Raw genomic sequence first — 15,684 nt, forward strand, 5'->3', positions numbered from 1 at the left:
ATGACGAGCACGACCGGAAGACTCAGTGGGAAGCGGGCGCTCGTCACGGGCGCCGCGCGCGGACAGGGCGCCGCCGTCGCGCGACGGTTCGTCGCGGAGGGCGCGCAGGTGCTGCTCGGCGACGTGCTGGACGAGCAGGGCGAGGCCCTCGCCACCGAGCTCGGCGACGCGGCCGTCTACCGCCACCTCGACGTGACGAGCGAGGAGGACTGGGCCGCCGCGGTCGCCGAGGTGCAGGAGCGATTCGGCGGGCTCGACGTGCTGGTCAACAACGCCGGCGTGCTCTTCTTCTCGGCCCTGGAGCAGACCGCCCTCGCCGACTACGAGCGCGTGATCCGGATCAACCAGTTCGGCTGCTTCCTCGGCATGCGCGCCGCCGTCGAGCCGATGAAGGCCGCGGGCGGCGGGTCGATCGTCAACACGTCGTCGGTCGAGGGGCTGGGCGGCATGCCGTACTTGACCGCGTACACCGCCAGCAAGTTCGCGATCCGCGGCATGACCAAGTCGGCCGCGATGGAGCTGGGGCAGTACGGCATCCGCGTCAACTCGGTGCACCCCGGCATGATCGACACCGCGATGGTCGCCGACGCCCTGGGCGGAAACGAGCCGCCCACCGACTGGCTCAAGCAGCGCTTGCCCATCGGGCGGCAGGGCAGCGCCGACGAGATCGCCTCGCTGGTGCTTTTCGTCGCCTCCGACGAGGCGAGCTACAGCACCGGCGCGGAGTTCGTCGCCGACGGCGGTGCCACCGCGACGCACGCGCTGAAGCTGTAGATGCCGGGCACGGAAGCGATCCGGCGGGTGGTGGAGGCGTCCCCCGCCGCGGTCGCCGCGCACGACAAGGACGCCTGGACCGCGTTGTTCGCGCCCGGAGGCGCCGTCCACGATCCGGTGGGCCCGCCGCCGCAGACGAATCCGGCCGCGATCGCGCGGTTCTACGACATGTTCATCGCGCCCAACCGGATCGTCTTCGACGTCGAGCACGACATGATCGTCCCGGGCGAGGGCACCGGCCTCATGATCCGCGACCTCACGGTGCACACGACGATGAGCACGGGCGTCACGCTGCACATCCCGATGCACCTGCGCTACACCGTGACCGACGGGCCCGAGGGCGCCGCCATCACCGGGCTGTACGCGCACTGGGAGCTGCGGGGGATGATCGCCGCGCTGCTGCTCTCCGGCCCGCGTGGGCTCGCCGCGGGCGCACTCCTCGGCCCCCGCCTCTTCCGCACCCTCGGGACGCGCGCCGCCCTCGGCTTCCTCGGCGGGATCCGCGGCGTCGGCGGCAGGGGCCGCCGCCGGGCCGCCGACCTACTTCACGTGCGAGGGCTGCAGGTGGGCAAGGTCCTCGCCTCGGGCTCGACGGTCACCGCCACCGTCTACGACGGTGACCGCCGCGGCCTCGCCGTCGTCGACCTCACCGGCACCGAACCGGCACTCACCCTCCACCTCCCCGATTGAACGATGTTTTGGAGAACGCGACCTGCGGAAATGCTCTCCAAAACATCGTTCAATTGGGGGCGGTGACGCGGGAGAGGGTGAGGGCGGCGGCGCGGACGGCGGGGCCGACGCGCTCGGGGCGCATGCGGTTGCTCCAGCCCGCCACGGAGATCGCGGCGACGGGGGCACCGTCGGCGTCGAGGATGGGGCAGGCCACGCAGACGGTGCCGTTGCCGGACTCCTCCCGCTCGTAGGCCACGCCCTCGTCGCGGACCCGCTGCAGCTGGCGGCGCAGGATCGCGGGGGAGGTGATGGTCCGGGTGCTCAGCCGCGGCAGGCCCGTGGCGATCACGCCGTCGACGACGGCATCGTCGGCGAACGCGAGGATCGCTTTGCCCACACCGGTGGCGTGCGCGGGCATGCGGCCGCCCACACGCGACGGCAGGTCCGGCGCGTCCGGTCCGGGCAGGACCTCGAAGTAGACGACCTCCGTGCCCTCGAGGCGCGCGAGGTGGACGGTGTTGCGGGTCGCGGAGCGCAGATCCGCGAGCACCGGTCGCGCCGCGTCGACGAGATCGCGGTGGCCGGTGGCGAGCTGGCCGATCTCGAACAGGCGCACGCCCAACCGCAGGTCGGTCCCGGACCGCTCGAGCAGGCCCGCGGCGACGAGGTGCCCGGTGAGGCGGTGCACCGTCGACTTGGGCAGGTCCGTGCGCCGCGCCAGCTCGGACACCCCGAGCCCGCCATCGCCGGGGCGGTACGCCGAGAGCAGCGCGGAGATGCGGTCGACGGTGGCGCCGTCGTTCCGCTCAGCGGGACACATGGCCACAGTGTGCCAGCCCGGGCCCCGTCGGACGGCTATCCGCGGACGATCGGCCCGACGAACCGGACGAGGAGTTCGTGCTCGTAGGCGGCGCTCGCCCCGGGATGCGCCAGGAGGCCGACGATGACCCGGACGACCCAGTCGAAGACCTGCGGATCGGCGAGCTGGGGGAGGTCGGTGGAGACGCGGGAGCGCGACGCCGCCGCGGCGAGCGCTCCGGCGTTCTCGGCGAGGACGGGGCCCACGGCGAAGTCCTCCGAGGAGAACCAGGCGAGCAGCTCCGGCCGGTCCCGCACGTAGGCGACCGCGGCCTCGATCACGGCGACGAGGCGCTCCGGGGCGGATCCGGACGGCGGCGCGGTCGACGCGAGGTGGTCGAGGGCCCGGGACATCTCGCGCAGCACGTACGCGGACCGCAGCAGCTCGCGGTTGGCGAAGTACCGGTAGAGCGTGGCGCGGGAGCAGCCCGCGGCCCGGGCGATGTCGTCCATGCCCACCGCGGCGACGCCGTGCTCGGCGAAGAGTGCGGCCGCGGCGTCGAGGATGCGCTCCGCCGCGCCGGACCGGGCGGCCGCGGCCCAGCTGCTCGGCGTGGCGGAGGTCATGGCGGTCATCCTACGGAGATCGGCACCGTCGTCGGGCGGCGCACGTACGCGCCGGGCGCCCAGCGCACCTCGTCGAGATCGACGGCGAACTCCGGGATGCGGGCGAGGAGTTCCTCGAGGGCGACGCGCGACTGCATGCGTGCGGCCGCGGCGCCCAGGCAGTGGTGCGCCCCCTGCGCGAAGGTGAGGATGTTGCGCGGGTTCCGCGTGACGTCGAGCTCATCGGCGTCCGCGCCGAAGACCCGCTCGTCGCGGTTCGCCGAGCCGTAGAGCAGGAGCACGCGGCGGTCGGCGGGGATCGTGGTCCCGTCGACGTCCACCGGGCGGGTGGTGGTGCGCCCTAGGCCCTGCACCGGCGAGGTGAGCCGGAGGAACTCCTCGACGGCGCCGGGGATCTGCCCCGGATCGCCGGCGAGGAGACGTCGCTGCTCGGGGTGCCGGTGCAGGAGCTGGACGGCGCCGCCGAGCAGACCCGTCGTGGTGTCGTTACCGCCGGCGACCATGGTGAACGTGAACCCGAGGATCGAGACCACGCCCGCCGGGTCACCGTCGGCGCCGACGCCGGCCGCGACCAGGTGCGAGACCACGTCGTCCTCGGGATCGGTGCGCCGCCGCTCGATCAGCGCCGCGAAGTAGGCCATGAGCTCGCCGACCGCGTCGGCCGCGGAGGCGACCACCGAGGAGAGGTCTCCGCCGCCGGAGTTCGCGGCCACGATGCTCTCGGTCCAGCCGTCGAACCGCCCGCGGTCCGCGGCGGGAACGCCCAGATAGTGCGCGACCACCATGGACGGCAGCGGCTTGAACAACTCGTGCACGATGTCGCCGCCGCCCTGCCCGCGCAGGCGCTCGATCCGCTCCACGACGAAGGCGCGGACGTCGGGCTCGATCGCGGCGACCTGCCTCGGCGTGAAGCCGCGGGCGACGAGGCGACGGAACGCGGTGTGCACCGGCGGATCCTGCATCACCATCGGCGGGTTCTCCTGCAGGCCGATCTTCTCGAGCTCGCCGTAGTGCAGCGTCAACCCCTGCGCGGACGAGAAGTCGCCGGGCTCGCGCAGCGCGCGCCACACGTCGGCGTGGCGCGGCACAACGTAGTACTCGAGCTCCTCGCCGTCCAGCGGCTCGGCTCGGTGCACTGCGCCCGTGGCGCGGAGGTCGCGGTACAGGGCGAACGGGTCCGCCCAGGTGTCGGCGGAGCGGGGAGCGAAGGCGACTGCGGGCATGGATGCTCCTGGTGAGACAAACAAGATAGAACGTCTCGAATCTAAGACTTCGAACGCAGTTCGTCAATGGTGCTGAGGTCCGGAGCTGGTGTTCCGCTGAGCGGAACGCGGGCGTGGACGCGGCCACGCCGCGCGGCCGACGATGGCGGCATGACGGAGAAAGTGATTGCGGCGATCGTCGGGCCCGGCAACATCGGCACCGACCTGCTGGCGAAACTGCGACGGAGCGAGCACGTGGACGTGCGCTACATGGTGGGTGTCGACCCGGAATCGGACGGCCTCAAGCGCGCCGCCGAGCTCGGGCTCGAGGCCTCGGCCGAGGGGGTGGACTGGCTGCTCGCGCGGCCGGAGCCGCCGCAGTTGGTCTTCGAAGCGACGTCGGCGAAGGCGCACCGCGCCAACGCCCCCCGGTACGCGGAGGCGGGCATCGTCGCCGTCGATCTGACGCCCGCGGCCGTCGGCCCGCTCGCCTGTCCGGTGGTGAACCTGGAGTCCCAGCTGGACGCGCCCAACGTCAACATGATCACCTGCGGCGGACAGGCGACGATCCCGATCGTGCACGCGGTCAGCCGCGTGACGCCCGTGAGCTACGCGGAGATCGTCGCGTCGGTGTCCTCGCGCTCGGCCGGACCCGGCACGCGCGCCAACATCGACGAGTTCACGGAGACCACCGCCCGCGCGATCGAAGAGGTCGGCGGCGCCGCCAAGGGCAAGGCGATCATCATCATCAACCCGGTCGAGCCGCCGATGATCATGCGCGACACCGTGTTCTGCGCCATCGACCCCGACGCCGATCGCGACGCGATCACCGCCTCGATCGAGAAGATGGTGGCCGACGTGCAGGCGTACGTCCCGGGCTACACGCTCAAGGCCCCACCGCAGTACGACGAGCCCCGGCCCGGCTGGGAGGGCAAGGCGCGCGTCGCGGTCTTCCTGGAGGTCGCGGGCAACGGCGACTACCTGCCCACGTACGCGGGCAACCTCGACATCATGACCGCCGCCGCCGCGCGCGCCGGCGAGCTGCTCGCGCAGCGCATCCTGGCAGGAGTGAACGCATGACCGGCATCAACGGCGACCTCTGGAGCGACCCGAACCGGGACGTGCGCATCGTCGACACGTCGCTGCGCGACGGCAGCCACGCGATGGCCCACCAGTTCACCGAGCAGAACGTGCGCGACACCGTGCGCGCCCTCGACGACGCGGGCGTCTCGCTCATCGAGGTGACCCACGGCGACGGCCTCGGCGGCAGCACCTTCAATTACGGCTTCTCGCTGGTCGACGAGCGCAAGCTCATCGCCGCCGCGGTCGACGAGGCGCAGCAGGCGAAGATCGCCGTGCTCATGCTCCCCGGCCTGGGCACCGTCGAGGACATCCGCGTCGCGGCGGATCTCGGCGCCGGCGCGCTGCGCATCGCGACCCACTGCACCGAGGCGGACGTCTCGATCCAGCACTTCGGTGCCGCACGGGAACTCGGTCTCGAGACGGTCGGCTTCCTCATGCTCTCGCACATGTCCACGCCCGAGGCGCTGGCGAAGCAGGCGCGGATCATGGCCGACGCGGGCTGCCAGTGCGTCTACGTCGTCGACTCGGCCGGCGCACTGATCCTGGAGGACGCCGGCGATCGCGTCGCCGCGCTCGTGGCGGAGCTCGGCGAGGACGCGCAGGTGGGCTACCACGGCCACCAGAACCTGAGCTTCGGCGTCGCCAACTCGGTGCTCGCCTACCGCGCCGGTGCGAAGCAGATCGACGGTTCCCTGCTCGCCCTCGGTGCGGGCGCGGGCAATTCGCCGACCGAGGTCCTTTCGGCCGCCTTCGAGAAGCTCGGCGTGCGGACCGGCACCGACAAGGACGCGCTCATGGCCGCCGCGGAGGAGGTGGTGAAGCCGTACATCACGCGCCTGCCGGTGATGGACCGCAGCTCGATCGTCCAGGGCGCCGCGGGCGTGTACTCCAGCTTCCTGCTGCACGCGGAGCGGGCCGCGGAGCGCTACGGCGTGCCCGCGTACGAGATCCTCTACGAGTGCGGCCGCCGCGGCTACGTGGGCGGCCAGGAGGACATGATCATCGCCATCGCCGTGGAGATGTCCGCGGCCCAGAAGGTCTGACGGGCGGCCCGACGGTGCCCGCGCGGCACCGTCGGGCCACTACCCTTGACTTAACAGCGTTAGCCCATACCGAACCCGCAGGTGACGGTATGGGCTAACGCTGTTAAGTCGGGGGTGGGGTCAGTTCTCGATGCGGATGGCCTGGGTGGGGCACTGGGAGGCCGCGTATTCGATGTCCTCGCGGTCGGCGTCGGTGAGGCCCTCGTCGGTGGCCTCGGCGAAGCCCTCGTCGTTGACCTCGAAGACGTCGGGGCGGATGCCCTCGCAGACACCGAAACCGGTGCAGGCGTCGCCGATGATGATCTTCATGGTGTTCTCCGTTCGGGGTCGGTCAGGGGGCGAGGACGGCCGTCACGGAGCCCAGGGGGCCCATGTCGGCGACGACGATGTCTCCGGCGCGCACCGGTTCGGCGCGCGTCATGGAGCCGGGCAGCACGACGTGGCCGGGCTCGAGCGTGGTGCCGAGCGGGCCGACGGTGTTCGCGAGCCAGACCAGCGCGTTGATCGGCGAGCCGAGGACGGCGCCGCCGGCGCCCGTGCCCACCTGTTCGCCGCTGATCCGGAAGGTGCACCCGACGGTGCGCAGGTCGACGTCGGCGAGGCGGGTGGGCCGGCTGCCGAGGATGACCCCGCCCGACGAGGCGTTGTCGGCGACCGTGTCGACGATCGAGATGTTCCAGTCCTTGATCCGCGAGTCGACGACCTCGAGGGCGGGGACCACGAAGTCGACGGCGCGGATCGCGTCCGCCACGGTGACGCCGGGGCCGCGGAGCTCGCGGCCGAGGACGAAGGCGATCTCCGGTTCGATCCGCGGCTGCATCCACGACGAGGTGTCGATCGGCATCTGCTCCAGGTGGAACATCGATGCGGTGAGGTGCCCGAAATCGGGCTCGTAGACGTTCATCTGCCGCTGCATCGCGAGCGAGGCGAGCCCGACCTTGTGGCCCTTCACGGCGTCGCCCGAGGCCTCCCAGCGGCGCACCTGCTCCTGCTGGATCCGGTAGGCGTCGGTGATCGTGGCGTCGGGAAACATGCCGATGATCGGGTCGATCGGCGCGCATGCGGCGTACGCGCCGAGCAGCGCGTCGGCGGCGGCGGAGACAGCGGAATCGTCCATGCTCGAATACTAGAACAGGTTTCAGTCCTGCGGTAGGGAACGACTCAGGAGCGGGGGAGCCCGAGGAGTTGCTCCGCCGCGACGTTCCGGAGGATCTGCGACGTCCCGCCCGCGATGGACAGGCACCGGGTCAGGAGGAACTCGTACCGCGCGTCGGCCGGGTCCTCGGGGCCGGCGATGGCACCGTCGGGCCCGAGGCGCCGCAGGCAGGCCCCCGCGACCGCCTGCCGGTGCTGCACGCCGACCAGCTTGCGCACGCTGGACGCCGCGCCCGGGTCCTGGCCACCGACGCTCGCGATGACGGCGCGCAGGTCGAGGAGGGTGCAGGACGCCGCCTCGGCGACGAGGCCGCCGAGCGCCGCCAGGTCGGGCTCCGGGCCGGGGTCGGCGAGGAGGGACTCGAGGCGCGCGCCGAGGCCGGAGCCGCTCATCGCGACCCGTTCGTTGGCGAGGGTGGTGCGGGCCAGCCGCCAGCCGCCGTTCACCGCGCCCACGACGCAGTCGTCGGGCACGAAGACGTCCTCGAGGAAGACCTCGTTGAACCGCACGTCGCCGGTGATCTCGCGGAGCGGGCGGACGTCGATCCCGTCGGAGAGCATGTCGACGAGGAAGTAGGTGATGCCCTTGTGCTTCGCGGCGTCCGGATCGGTGCGCGCCAGGCAGATGGCCCAGTCGGCCTCGTGCGCGAGCGAGGTCCACACCTTCTGGCCGGTGAGCGACCAGCCGCCGTCGACGCGCGTCGCCTTCGTGCGCAGCGAGGCGAGGTCGGAACCGGCCTCGGGCTCGCTGAACAGCTGGCACCAGCGGATCTCGCCGAGCAGGGTGGGCCACACGAAGCGCTCGGCCTGCTCCGGCGTGCCGTGCTCCAGGATCGTGGGGGCGGCCCACGCGCCGATCACCAGCGGCGGCCGCTCGACCCCCGCCGCCTCCAGCGCGCTGTCGAGCACCAGCTGCTCCGCGGGGCCCGCGCCCCGCCCGTACGGCGGGTCCCAGTGCGGCACCAGGAGACCGGACTCCGCGAGGGAGCGCCGCTGCTCGTCCGCCGTCATCCCGGCGATCCGTTCCGCCTCCGCCGCGGCGGCGCTGTGGTCGCCCTCCACCTCGTAGTCCAGCCCGCGCCGCACGCCGGCCAGCGCGAGTTCTGCGGCGCGCGTGCGCCATCCGGGGGTGTCGCCGAGCAGCAGTCGCAGCGCCGTGGCGCGTCGCAGGTACAGGTGTGCGTCGTGCTCGAAGGTGAAGCCGATGCCGCCGAGCACCTGGATCGCGTCCTTCGCGTTCTCCACCGCCGCGTCGAGGGCGCCCGCGGCGGCGACGGCGGCCGCCAGGTGGTGCTCGGGACCGGCCCCGACGGACCGGGCTGCGTCCCAGGCCAGCGCCGCGGACTGCTCGGAGCGGCACAGCATGTCGGCGACGATCTGTTTGATCGCTTGGAAGGAGCCGATCGGCTTGCCGAACTGCACGCGCACCTTCGAGTACTCGGCGGCGGTGCGCAGGGTCCACGCGGCGACGCCGGCGGCCTCGGCTGCGGCGAAGGTCGCGAGCGCGGCGCGGGCGTCGTCGCCGGTCAGCCCGGGGATCTCGGTGGTCGCGTCGAAGTCGGGGCCCTCCAGGTGGATCCGGGCGAGCGGCCGCGAGGTGTCCAGGCCGGGCAGTGGCTCGACCGTCACGCCGGGGTGCCCCGGCGGGAGTAGATGCCAGGCGCCCGACGGGGACTCGACGAGCAGGTGCGACTGCGGGGTGGCGTCCGCGGTGAGGGAGCCGTCACCGTCGACGACGAGCGCGGCCCGCGCCTCGCCGGCGGCGAGATCCGCGCGCACCGCGGCGAGCCGGTCCGTCCCGCCCAGGTACCGCTCCAGGAGGACGCCCACGGCGACGGTGCCGGCCACGGGGCCGGGGGCGAGGACCGCCGCCGCGGCCTCGACGGCGGCCGCGGCGTCGTCCGGGCTACCGCCGAATCCGCCGAGGTCCTCGCTCAGCGTGATGCCGAAGACGCCGATCTCCGCCAGTCCGCGCCAGGCCTTCTCGACCGCGCCGGCGTCGCCGGAACGGACCGCGTCGACGGGGTGCGCGCGCTCGGCCCAGTCGCGGATCGACTCGGCGAGGGCGGTCTGGACATCGGTGATCGCGAGGGCCACGGTTCTCCTTCGGCCCGCGTCAGCGGGGCTGCGCGGGGGTGCTGGACGGTGCGGTGCTGCTGGACGGAGCCGCGGGCTTCGAGCTCGATGACGGTGCGCCCGAGGGCTTGGCGGACGGCTTCGCCGACGACGGGCCCGCGGGGCGGGCGTCGGACGGCGCCAGGCGCAGGGTGACGGCGCCGGAGCGGCCGCGGACCGAGGCGAGCGCGGTGTCGAGCAGCTGGCCGCCGTTGATGGTGGACAGCGGGTCGGCGATCGCCCGGACCGACGGGAGCATCAGCTCGGACAGGTACTGCACGCTCGGCGCGGCACCGTCCTCGAAGCCCTGGATCACCTTGAACAGCTCCAGCATGCCGTCCTTGATCACGTTCGGGTAGTCGCCCTTGCTGATGTACGAGACGGAGTAGGGCGCCATCTCGCCGTAGCCCTTGCCGAAGGTGCGCAGCGGCTGGTCGAGGCTGAGCAGCAGCGCGCCGACGTCGCCGGCGCGCGGCGTGATCGAGTTGAAGGACTGCAGCAGGTCGCTGATGTCGGGCAGCTGGCGCAGGATCGACGTCGCGGTGAGGACCGCTCCGGCGTCGATGGTCGGCACCGTCCGCTCGCCGTCCGGCAGCGCGTCGTCGGCGCGGGCGAGGAGGCGCTGCACCGTCGCGGGATCGAGCTGCTTCATCAGGCGGGACAGGGAACTCGACAGCGCGCCGACGGTGGAGTCGGCGGTGTCGACGACGCCCTCGAGGCGCGCGCCGTCGGGGACGGCGGCGCCGTCGCCCTGGGCGATGGTCAGGTAGGTCTCGCCGAGGCCCGAGAGGTTCTGCACGCGGACCTTGGCGCCCTGGGTGATCCGGGTGTCCTTGGCGTAGCCGACCTCGACCTCGACCCGGTCGGCGTCGACGGTGAGCCCGCGCACCTTGCCGACCTCGACGCCGCGGTCGAGGACGCGCGAGCCCTCCTGCAGGCCGTTGGCATCGGTGAGGCGGATGTACGCGACCCGCTCGTCCGACGGCGAGAACCATTGCACGCCCTGGTTGCCCAGGAGCAGCATGGAGACCACGACCAGTGCGATGAGGCCGAGGGTGGAGGCGAGTCCGGAGCGGGTCATCGTGCCTGTCCGATCAGTCGCAGCACCTTGAGTGCGCCGGGGGAGACGTCCTGCCCGGCGGTGTTGGTCACCGAGTCGACCTTCACCACCGGCTTCTTCAGGAAGGGGGCGAGGTTCTTGTTCACCAGGATCGAGCCGCCGTGGATGGCGGAGCCCAGCGAGACCATGTCGGCGGTGAGCAGCTCGAAGAGGTCGGAGGACGAGTTCATCAACGGGATCAGCCAGGAGCCCTGCTGCAGCATGCCTCCGACGGCCGGCAGCAGCACGCCGATGTTCGACATGAGCTTGCCCTGGTTCGACCAGTACTTGAGGTGGTACGGCGAGAGCGTGTCCTTGAAGTTCTTCTCCTGCTTGGCGATCCGATCGGCCATCTCGGTCGCGGAGTCGAGCAGGCGGTTGACCTCCGCGGTGCCGGCCCCGATGCCGGTGATGTCGCGGTTCAGCTGCGCGGAGAGCAGGTCGAACTGCGGACGGTCCTTGGGCAGAGCGGTGTTCAGGCGCGTGATCGTCTTGCTGACGTCCTGCACCGAGCCGCTGCCGAAGTAGTCGGCGAGGATGGTGAGCGTGCTCTCCACCGACCGGGGCGGGCTCGTCTGGCTCAGCGGCAGCACCGAACCGGCGCGCAGCGGTGCCGCGGTGCCGGTGGACTTCTCGGGCGTCTCCAGCCGGACGTAGGCCTCGCCGAGGAGGGTGTCCTGCAGCACGGAGGCGTGGATGTCCGAGGGCAGCGAGACGGTCTTGTCGACGCGGACGGTGACCGTCGCCGCGTCCTCGCCGAGGGCCACGGCCTTCACCCGGCCGACGGTGAGGCCGCCGAGCGAGATGCGGGCGCCGATGGGCAGGTTCAGCACGTCGGCGAACTGGAGCTGCACGTCGTACTGGTCGCCGTCGCCGAGCGGGTTGCGCATGTCCATGTTGGCTGGGCTCACGCCGCAGCCGGCGAGGACGACGGCCGCGCCGATCACGATCGCGGTGGACACGCGGCGGGGGAGCCAGCGCACGGCGCTGCGGGTGCGGGTCATCAGCGGCCTCCCTGGAAGGGCAGTTGCGCGAGGTCGACGGTGGCGGTCTGGGCCTTGCCCGCGACCACGGTGCAGGCGCCCGGCGCCTGCGCGTTGATCTGCGCGCACAGGGCGTTCGGATCGCGGGTGGCGACGGTGGTGACGGGGACGCCCGCGACGGCCGTGGGCGCCTCGTCGCCACGGGGGAGGTACGGCGCGATCTGCGAGCCGAACACCGGCAGCATGCGCGCGAGAGCCTCGTTGGACCGCACGCCGCTCGCGGCCAGCTTGACCGCGTCCGCCGCCATCGTGCCGCCGGGCCGCAGGATGTGGCCGTAGCGGCGCATCATGTCGTCGCCGACGAGGAAGAACACGGGCAGCGTCTGGAAGATCTCGGACACCGCCGGGAAGGTGATCTTGCCGTACTGGTCGAGGACGTTCCCCACGTGCTGCAGGGTGAGCAGCAGCTCGCCCCACTGCTGATCCATGCTCTGCATCAGCGGGCGGACGTTACTCACCACGGTGGTCACGTCGCCGAGGAAGCCGGCCGGATCACTGAGCACGGTGGAGAGGTTCGTCAGCGAGCGCGCGGCCTGCGGCGGCACCGACGGGCCGACCTCGGTGTCGAGGCGGGTGAGGAGCCGACCGAGGTCGGCGGAGGCGCCGCCCTCGGTGACGGAGTCGACCAGGCGGGTCGCGGCGGAGGTGGTCTCGGAGATCGACTTGGGCGTCGCCGAGTTCTCGCGGGTGATGCAGGTGCCCGGGTTGAGCGTCGCCCCCGACGAGTAGTTGCCGACGAGCTCCAGCGAGCGGTCCGCGAGGATCGACGTCGAGCGCGTCACGGCCTTCACCGTGGCGGGCAGCGTGCGGCCGGAGACGTCGAAGGTGACCTTCACCCCGTCGCCGGAGGGCTCCACCTTCCGGACGGCGCCGATCTTGACGCCCATCTGGGTCACGTCGTTGTCGGGGTACAGGCCGATGCCGTCGGCGAGGTACGCGCACTGGGTGCTGGCGGCAGCCGTGGCCGTGCCGATCCCGGCGGGCACCAGCGGCGCCAGCAGGGCCGCGGCGGCGGCGAGCAGAGAGATCCTCATCGGGCGCATCAGCAGCTCACCGTCGCCGTCGGGAAGCAGAGGCGGCTGGCGAGCACCGTATCGGCGGACATGGGCTTACCCTGCTTCTCCAGGCTCTTCTGCATGGTGTCGATCGCCTTCTGCAGTTCGCCGATCATGGCCGGGATGGTGACGTTGGTCGTCTGCAGCGCCGTCTCCATCTTCGCGAAGGCGTCGCCGAGGGTGTCGCGGTACTTCCAGTACAGATCGAGGAAGGGCTTGATCTTCCCGAACATCCCGGCGAGGCCCTGATAGGCGATGCCGAAGTTGGTGGCGGTCTGGTCGAGCGTGACGATCGCCAGCGACGCCTTGTGGATCATGTTCATGATCGTCTCGCGCTGCTCGGCGAAGCCGGTCGCGTACTGGGTGCTGACGTTGATGATGCGGCCGATCTGGTCCCGCTGCTCCGTGAGCTGGCCGAGGAGCGAGTTCACGCCCTCCACGATGTTGTCCACCGAGCCGGGGTTCGCGTCGAGCCCGGTGCTCAGCGCCTTGATCGAGGACGCGAGCTGCGTGCGGTCGACGGGCTCGAGCTTCTCCGGGGTGTCCTGCAGCAGGTCGCCGATGCTGTACGGCAGGCTCACCCGGTTCCGCGGGATCGGCTTGTCGCCCAGGGCGGCCCGTCCGGCCGAGGACACCGCCACGTAGAAGCCGCCCGCGACGGTCAGCATGCGGACCGCGACGGAGGTCTGGTCGCCGACGAAGACCGAGTCGTCGATGCGGGTGGTCACCTGCACGTCGTCCTTGCGGAGCTCGACCGAGGAGACGGAGCCGATCCGCACGCCCGACGCGCGCACCTCCACGCCCGGCTTGATGAGCGCGGCGTCCTGCGTGACGAAGGTCAGTTCCTTCTGGCCCGGCGGGCGCAGGTAGACGAAGGCCAGCACGGCCGTGATGAGCAGCGCCACCGCGACGGCGATCGCGCCGAGCTTGGTGCTGCGGTTGATGAGTCCGCGCCAGGGCGGGCGTCCGGTGAAGATCATTTCAGGCACACCGTCACATTCGTTCCGCCGGTCAGCACGGTCACCTTGTTCGGCAGCGGTGCCGACCCCTTCGAGCAGGGCGCGGGCGGCGCGCCGAGCAGCGCCGCGACGCCGGTGAACAGGCCGGGCAGCTTGCCCATCGCCTGCACCGCGGCGCCCGGGTCCTGGAAGGCGGTGCGCATGAGCTTCTCCACGTCGAGGTCCTTGGACAGGCCGAGCGCGGTGAGCACCCGGTTGGTCGCGGCGCCGAAGCCCGGACCGTAGGTGGCGGTGCGGCGGAACTCGTCGAGGTTCTCGAGCACCTTCGTCAACAGCAGGTCGAAGTTGAGGATGAACTCCACGACCTGCGGCGAGTAGTCGTTGATCATGTTGGCGACGCGGGTGACGTTGTCGATGAGCGTCTTGATGACGGTCTGCCGGTCGGCGAGGTTCGCCGTGATCCGGTCGATCGACCCGAACGTCTGCGCGGCGGTCGTGTCGTCGCCCTGCAACAGCCCCAACAGGTTCCGCGTCAGCTCGTTGACGTCCTCGGGGCTCAGGGTGCGGAGCACCGGCGCGAGCCCGTTGAACAGGGTCGTGATGTCGAACGACGGGGTGGTGCGCGACATGGGGATCGACGTGGTGGGGGCGCCGCCCGCGGAGCTGCCGGGCTGGACCTCGATGAACCGCTCACCGGTGAGGTTGCGGTACTTCACCGCGAGCCGCGTGGTCGACGTGACGGGGTGGTCGTCCTGCGCGGAGAAGCCGATGACCGCCTCGTTGCCGTTCCCGTCCGCGGTGCCGCGGACCTCGACCGCCGTGACCTTCCCGATGAGCACGCCGCGCAGCCGCACGTCGCTGCCCACCCGCAGGCCGGAGGCGTCGGAGAGGTGCGCCTCGTAGTCGCGGGTCTCGCCGCCGGCCGGGTTGCGCAGCGCGGCGAAGATGCCCGCCGCGATCACGAGCGTGATGATCAGGGCGATCGCGAGGGTGATGGTGGCCCGAGTGTTCTTGGCGCGCATGTCATCGCCCCCCTTCGAGGACCGAGGCGGCGCCCGGGAGTCGATCGGCGACGACGTTCATGCGCAGTGCGGTGCCCTCCGGGACGGTGATGAAGGCGCTGTTGACGCCGGTGATCAGCGGGACGATCTGGCGCGGGACGCTCACGGTGCGCATCACCTTGGTGGTGCTGTCCATGATGACTCGCAGCATGACGGTGCCCGGCGTGAACTCGGTCTCGTGCGAGCCGAACATGTCGGCCAGCGGCGTGAAGAAGCCGGTGCCGAGCAGCGTGGTCGTCTTGTCGATCTTGTCGTAGTTGTTGACCGTGTAGTCGAGCGTGCCCGCGACCTCGCCGCCCCGCATCTGCGGCACGAACCAGCCCTCGAAGGCCCCCTCGACCAGGCCCGGCGCACCGTCGAGCGTGGTGCGGACGGTGCGCAGCGTTGTCCCGATCGGCACCCTCACCGATCGTGCGTTCTGCTGCTCGACGGAGAACGCCACCTGGAGCAGCGGTGTGATCGCCTGGGTGTACTGGGTGGCCTTCCGGGTCACCTCGATCAGCTTGGGCGTCATGACGCCGGACACCGACACCGCGCTGCGCGTGAGCAGGTCGGAGATCGTGTCGTTGCTGGAGCGTGGGCGCAGCGTGCTGCCCGAGCGGAGGTCGGCGCCGCCCTGGCCGGGCACCAGCGCCATCTCGGTGACGCCGAAGTAGTTGCCGGGCTGGTACCGCACGGACAGCGCGTCGGTGAGGCCGCGGAGGCTCCCGCGGTCCAGGCGGACGGCCACACGGGCCTGGCCCGCGCGCGGGATGACCACGGACTCGACCTCGCCGACGGGCACGCCGCGCAGCGTGACCCGGGTGCCGGTCTTGACGCCGGGCCCGACGTCGGCGGATTCGACGGTGAGCGCGAGCCGCGGGTCGGATGCGGGGATGCGGGAAGCGACGACGCCCGCGAGGACGGCGATCAGGATCACGGCGATCGTCGCGACGCCGACGGTGAAGAAGACGCGTTGTTGGCGACCGGGTGTGCCGCCGAGCAGTTCGTACATCGGT

Annotated in this window: 16 protein-coding genes; 4 read left to right on the forward strand and 12 right to left on the reverse strand. The window is 71.7% G+C overall.

Going from position 1 to position 15,684, the window contains the following annotated elements:
• Window positions 1–774: a glucose 1-dehydrogenase gene (locus tag WFK95_RS12550; RefSeq protein WP_336670924.1), complete on the forward strand. Its 774-nt coding sequence runs from the start codon at window positions 1–3 to the stop codon at window positions 772–774.
• Window positions 775–1,464 (forward strand): nuclear transport factor 2 family protein, encoded by a 690-nt coding sequence (locus tag WFK95_RS12555; RefSeq protein ID WP_336670925.1) that lies wholly within the window; start codon window positions 775–777, stop codon window positions 1,462–1,464.
• A 49-nt stretch (window positions 1,465–1,513) separates the two neighbouring features.
• On the opposite strand, the gene WFK95_RS12560 is transcribed toward WFK95_RS12555, so the two are convergent.
• The 3 genes from WFK95_RS12560 to WFK95_RS12570 are packed head-to-tail and all read right to left on the reverse strand — an operon-like array spanning window position 1,514 to window position 4,094.
• Window positions 1,514–2,266, reverse strand: coding sequence for an IclR family transcriptional regulator (locus WFK95_RS12560; protein WP_224645336.1), 753 nt, complete (start codon window positions 2,264–2,266; stop codon window positions 1,514–1,516).
• A gap of 35 nt (window positions 2,267–2,301) precedes the next feature.
• Window positions 2,302–2,871, reverse strand: coding sequence for a TetR/AcrR family transcriptional regulator (locus tag WFK95_RS12565; RefSeq protein ID WP_224645335.1), 570 nt, complete (start codon window positions 2,869–2,871; stop codon window positions 2,302–2,304).
• Window positions 2,872–2,876: 5 nt separating this feature from the next.
• Window positions 2,877–4,094: a cytochrome P450 gene (locus tag WFK95_RS12570; RefSeq protein WP_224645334.1), complete on the reverse strand. Its 1,218-nt coding sequence runs from the start codon at window positions 4,092–4,094 to the stop codon at window positions 2,877–2,879.
• A gap of 150 nt (window positions 4,095–4,244) precedes the next feature.
• Here WFK95_RS12570 and WFK95_RS12575 point away from each other — a divergent pair, with 150 nt between their 5' ends.
• Window positions 4,245–5,153, forward strand: coding sequence for an acetaldehyde dehydrogenase (acetylating) (locus WFK95_RS12575; protein WP_224645333.1), 909 nt, complete (start codon window positions 4,245–4,247; stop codon window positions 5,151–5,153).
• Window positions 5,150–6,199, forward strand: coding sequence for a 4-hydroxy-2-oxovalerate aldolase (gene dmpG, locus WFK95_RS12580; RefSeq protein WP_224645332.1), 1,050 nt, complete (start codon window positions 5,150–5,152; stop codon window positions 6,197–6,199). The genes WFK95_RS12575 and dmpG overlap by 4 nt, the downstream gene beginning before the upstream one ends.
• Window positions 6,200–6,319: 120 nt before the next feature.
• Here dmpG and WFK95_RS12585 read toward each other — a convergent pair whose 3' ends face one another.
• Genes WFK95_RS12585 through WFK95_RS12625 form a run of 9 tightly spaced genes read right to left on the reverse strand, consistent with a single transcriptional unit; the run spans window position 6,320 to window position 15,680 of the window.
• Complete coding sequence (locus tag WFK95_RS12585; RefSeq protein ID WP_013128373.1) at window positions 6,320–6,508, reverse strand: ferredoxin; 189 nt, start codon at window positions 6,506–6,508, stop codon at window positions 6,320–6,322.
• Between the two features lie 22 nt (window positions 6,509–6,530).
• Window positions 6,531–7,316, reverse strand: coding sequence for a 2-keto-4-pentenoate hydratase (locus tag WFK95_RS12590; RefSeq protein WP_224645331.1), 786 nt, complete (start codon window positions 7,314–7,316; stop codon window positions 6,531–6,533).
• Window positions 7,317–7,360: 44 nt separating this feature from the next.
• Window positions 7,361–9,451 carry an acyl-CoA dehydrogenase gene (locus WFK95_RS12595; RefSeq protein ID WP_336670926.1) on the reverse strand — a complete coding sequence of 697 codons (2,091 nt, stop codon included), beginning with the start codon at window positions 9,449–9,451 and terminating at the stop codon, window positions 7,361–7,363.
• A gap of 19 nt (window positions 9,452–9,470) precedes the next feature.
• Window positions 9,471–10,550: an MlaD family protein gene (locus WFK95_RS12600; protein ID WP_336670927.1), complete on the reverse strand. Its 1,080-nt coding sequence runs from the start codon at window positions 10,548–10,550 to the stop codon at window positions 9,471–9,473.
• Window positions 10,547–11,572 carry an MlaD family protein gene (locus WFK95_RS12605; RefSeq protein WP_336670928.1) on the reverse strand — a complete coding sequence of 342 codons (1,026 nt, stop codon included), beginning with the start codon at window positions 11,570–11,572 and terminating at the stop codon, window positions 10,547–10,549. Before WFK95_RS12605 ends, WFK95_RS12600 begins: the two co-directional genes overlap by 4 nt.
• On the reverse strand, window positions 11,572–12,645 hold the full coding sequence (locus tag WFK95_RS12610) for an MlaD family protein (RefSeq protein WP_336670929.1): 1,074 nt from the start codon (window positions 12,643–12,645) through the stop codon (window positions 11,572–11,574). The genes WFK95_RS12605 and WFK95_RS12610 overlap by 1 nt, the downstream gene beginning before the upstream one ends.
• Before the next feature lie 8 nt (window positions 12,646–12,653).
• Complete coding sequence (locus WFK95_RS12615; protein WP_336671059.1) at window positions 12,654–13,646, reverse strand: MlaD family protein; 993 nt, start codon at window positions 13,644–13,646, stop codon at window positions 12,654–12,656.
• On the reverse strand, window positions 13,643–14,647 hold the full coding sequence (locus WFK95_RS12620) for an MlaD family protein (RefSeq protein ID WP_336670930.1): 1,005 nt from the start codon (window positions 14,645–14,647) through the stop codon (window positions 13,643–13,645). Before WFK95_RS12620 ends, WFK95_RS12615 begins: the two co-directional genes overlap by 4 nt.
• A gap of 1 nt (window position 14,648) precedes the next feature.
• Window positions 14,649–15,680, reverse strand: a complete 1,032-nt coding sequence (locus tag WFK95_RS12625) for an MlaD family protein (protein ID WP_336670931.1) — start codon at window positions 15,678–15,680, stop codon at window positions 14,649–14,651.
• Window positions 15,681–15,684 lie beyond the last annotated feature (4 nt).

This window comes from Tsukamurella sp. USMM236 (assembly GCF_037148755.1).
Classification (GTDB): domain Bacteria; phylum Actinomycetota; class Actinomycetes; order Mycobacteriales; family Mycobacteriaceae; genus Tsukamurella.

Coding starts and splice junctions, on each gene's coding strand:
- WFK95_RS12575 (WP_224645333.1), top strand. CDS start 4,245: ATGACGGAGAAAGTGATTGCGGCGATCGTCGGGCCCGGCAACATCGGC.
- WFK95_RS12565 (WP_224645335.1), bottom strand. CDS start 2,871: ATGACCTCCGCCACGCCGAGCAGCTGGGCCGCGGCCGCCCGGTCCGGC.
- WFK95_RS12555 (WP_336670925.1), top strand. CDS start 775: ATGCCGGGCACGGAAGCGATCCGGCGGGTGGTGGAGGCGTCCCCCGCC.
- WFK95_RS12560 (WP_224645336.1), bottom strand. CDS start 2,266: ATGTGTCCCGCTGAGCGGAACGACGGCGCCACCGTCGACCGCATCTCC.
- WFK95_RS12550 (WP_336670924.1), top strand. CDS start 1: ATGACGAGCACGACCGGAAGACTCAGTGGGAAGCGGGCGCTCGTCACG.
- WFK95_RS12615 (WP_336671059.1), bottom strand. CDS start 13,646: ATGATCTTCACCGGACGCCCGCCCTGGCGCGGACTCATCAACCGCAGC.
- WFK95_RS12605 (WP_336670928.1), bottom strand. CDS start 11,572: ATGACCCGCACCCGCAGCGCCGTGCGCTGGCTCCCCCGCCGCGTGTCC.
- WFK95_RS12585 (WP_013128373.1), bottom strand. CDS start 6,508: ATGAAGATCATCATCGGCGACGCCTGCACCGGTTTCGGTGTCTGCGAG.
- WFK95_RS12570 (WP_224645334.1), bottom strand. CDS start 4,094: ATGCCCGCAGTCGCCTTCGCTCCCCGCTCCGCCGACACCTGGGCGGAC.
- dmpG (WP_224645332.1), top strand. CDS start 5,150: ATGACCGGCATCAACGGCGACCTCTGGAGCGACCCGAACCGGGACGTG.
- WFK95_RS12625 (WP_336670931.1), bottom strand. CDS start 15,680: ATGTACGAACTGCTCGGCGGCACACCCGGTCGCCAACAACGCGTCTTC.
- WFK95_RS12620 (WP_336670930.1), bottom strand. CDS start 14,647: ATGCGCGCCAAGAACACTCGGGCCACCATCACCCTCGCGATCGCCCTG.
- WFK95_RS12610 (WP_336670929.1), bottom strand. CDS start 12,645: ATGAGGATCTCTCTGCTCGCCGCCGCCGCGGCCCTGCTGGCGCCGCTG.
- WFK95_RS12600 (WP_336670927.1), bottom strand. CDS start 10,550: ATGACCCGCTCCGGACTCGCCTCCACCCTCGGCCTCATCGCACTGGTC.
- WFK95_RS12590 (WP_224645331.1), bottom strand. CDS start 7,316: ATGGACGATTCCGCTGTCTCCGCCGCCGCCGACGCGCTGCTCGGCGCG.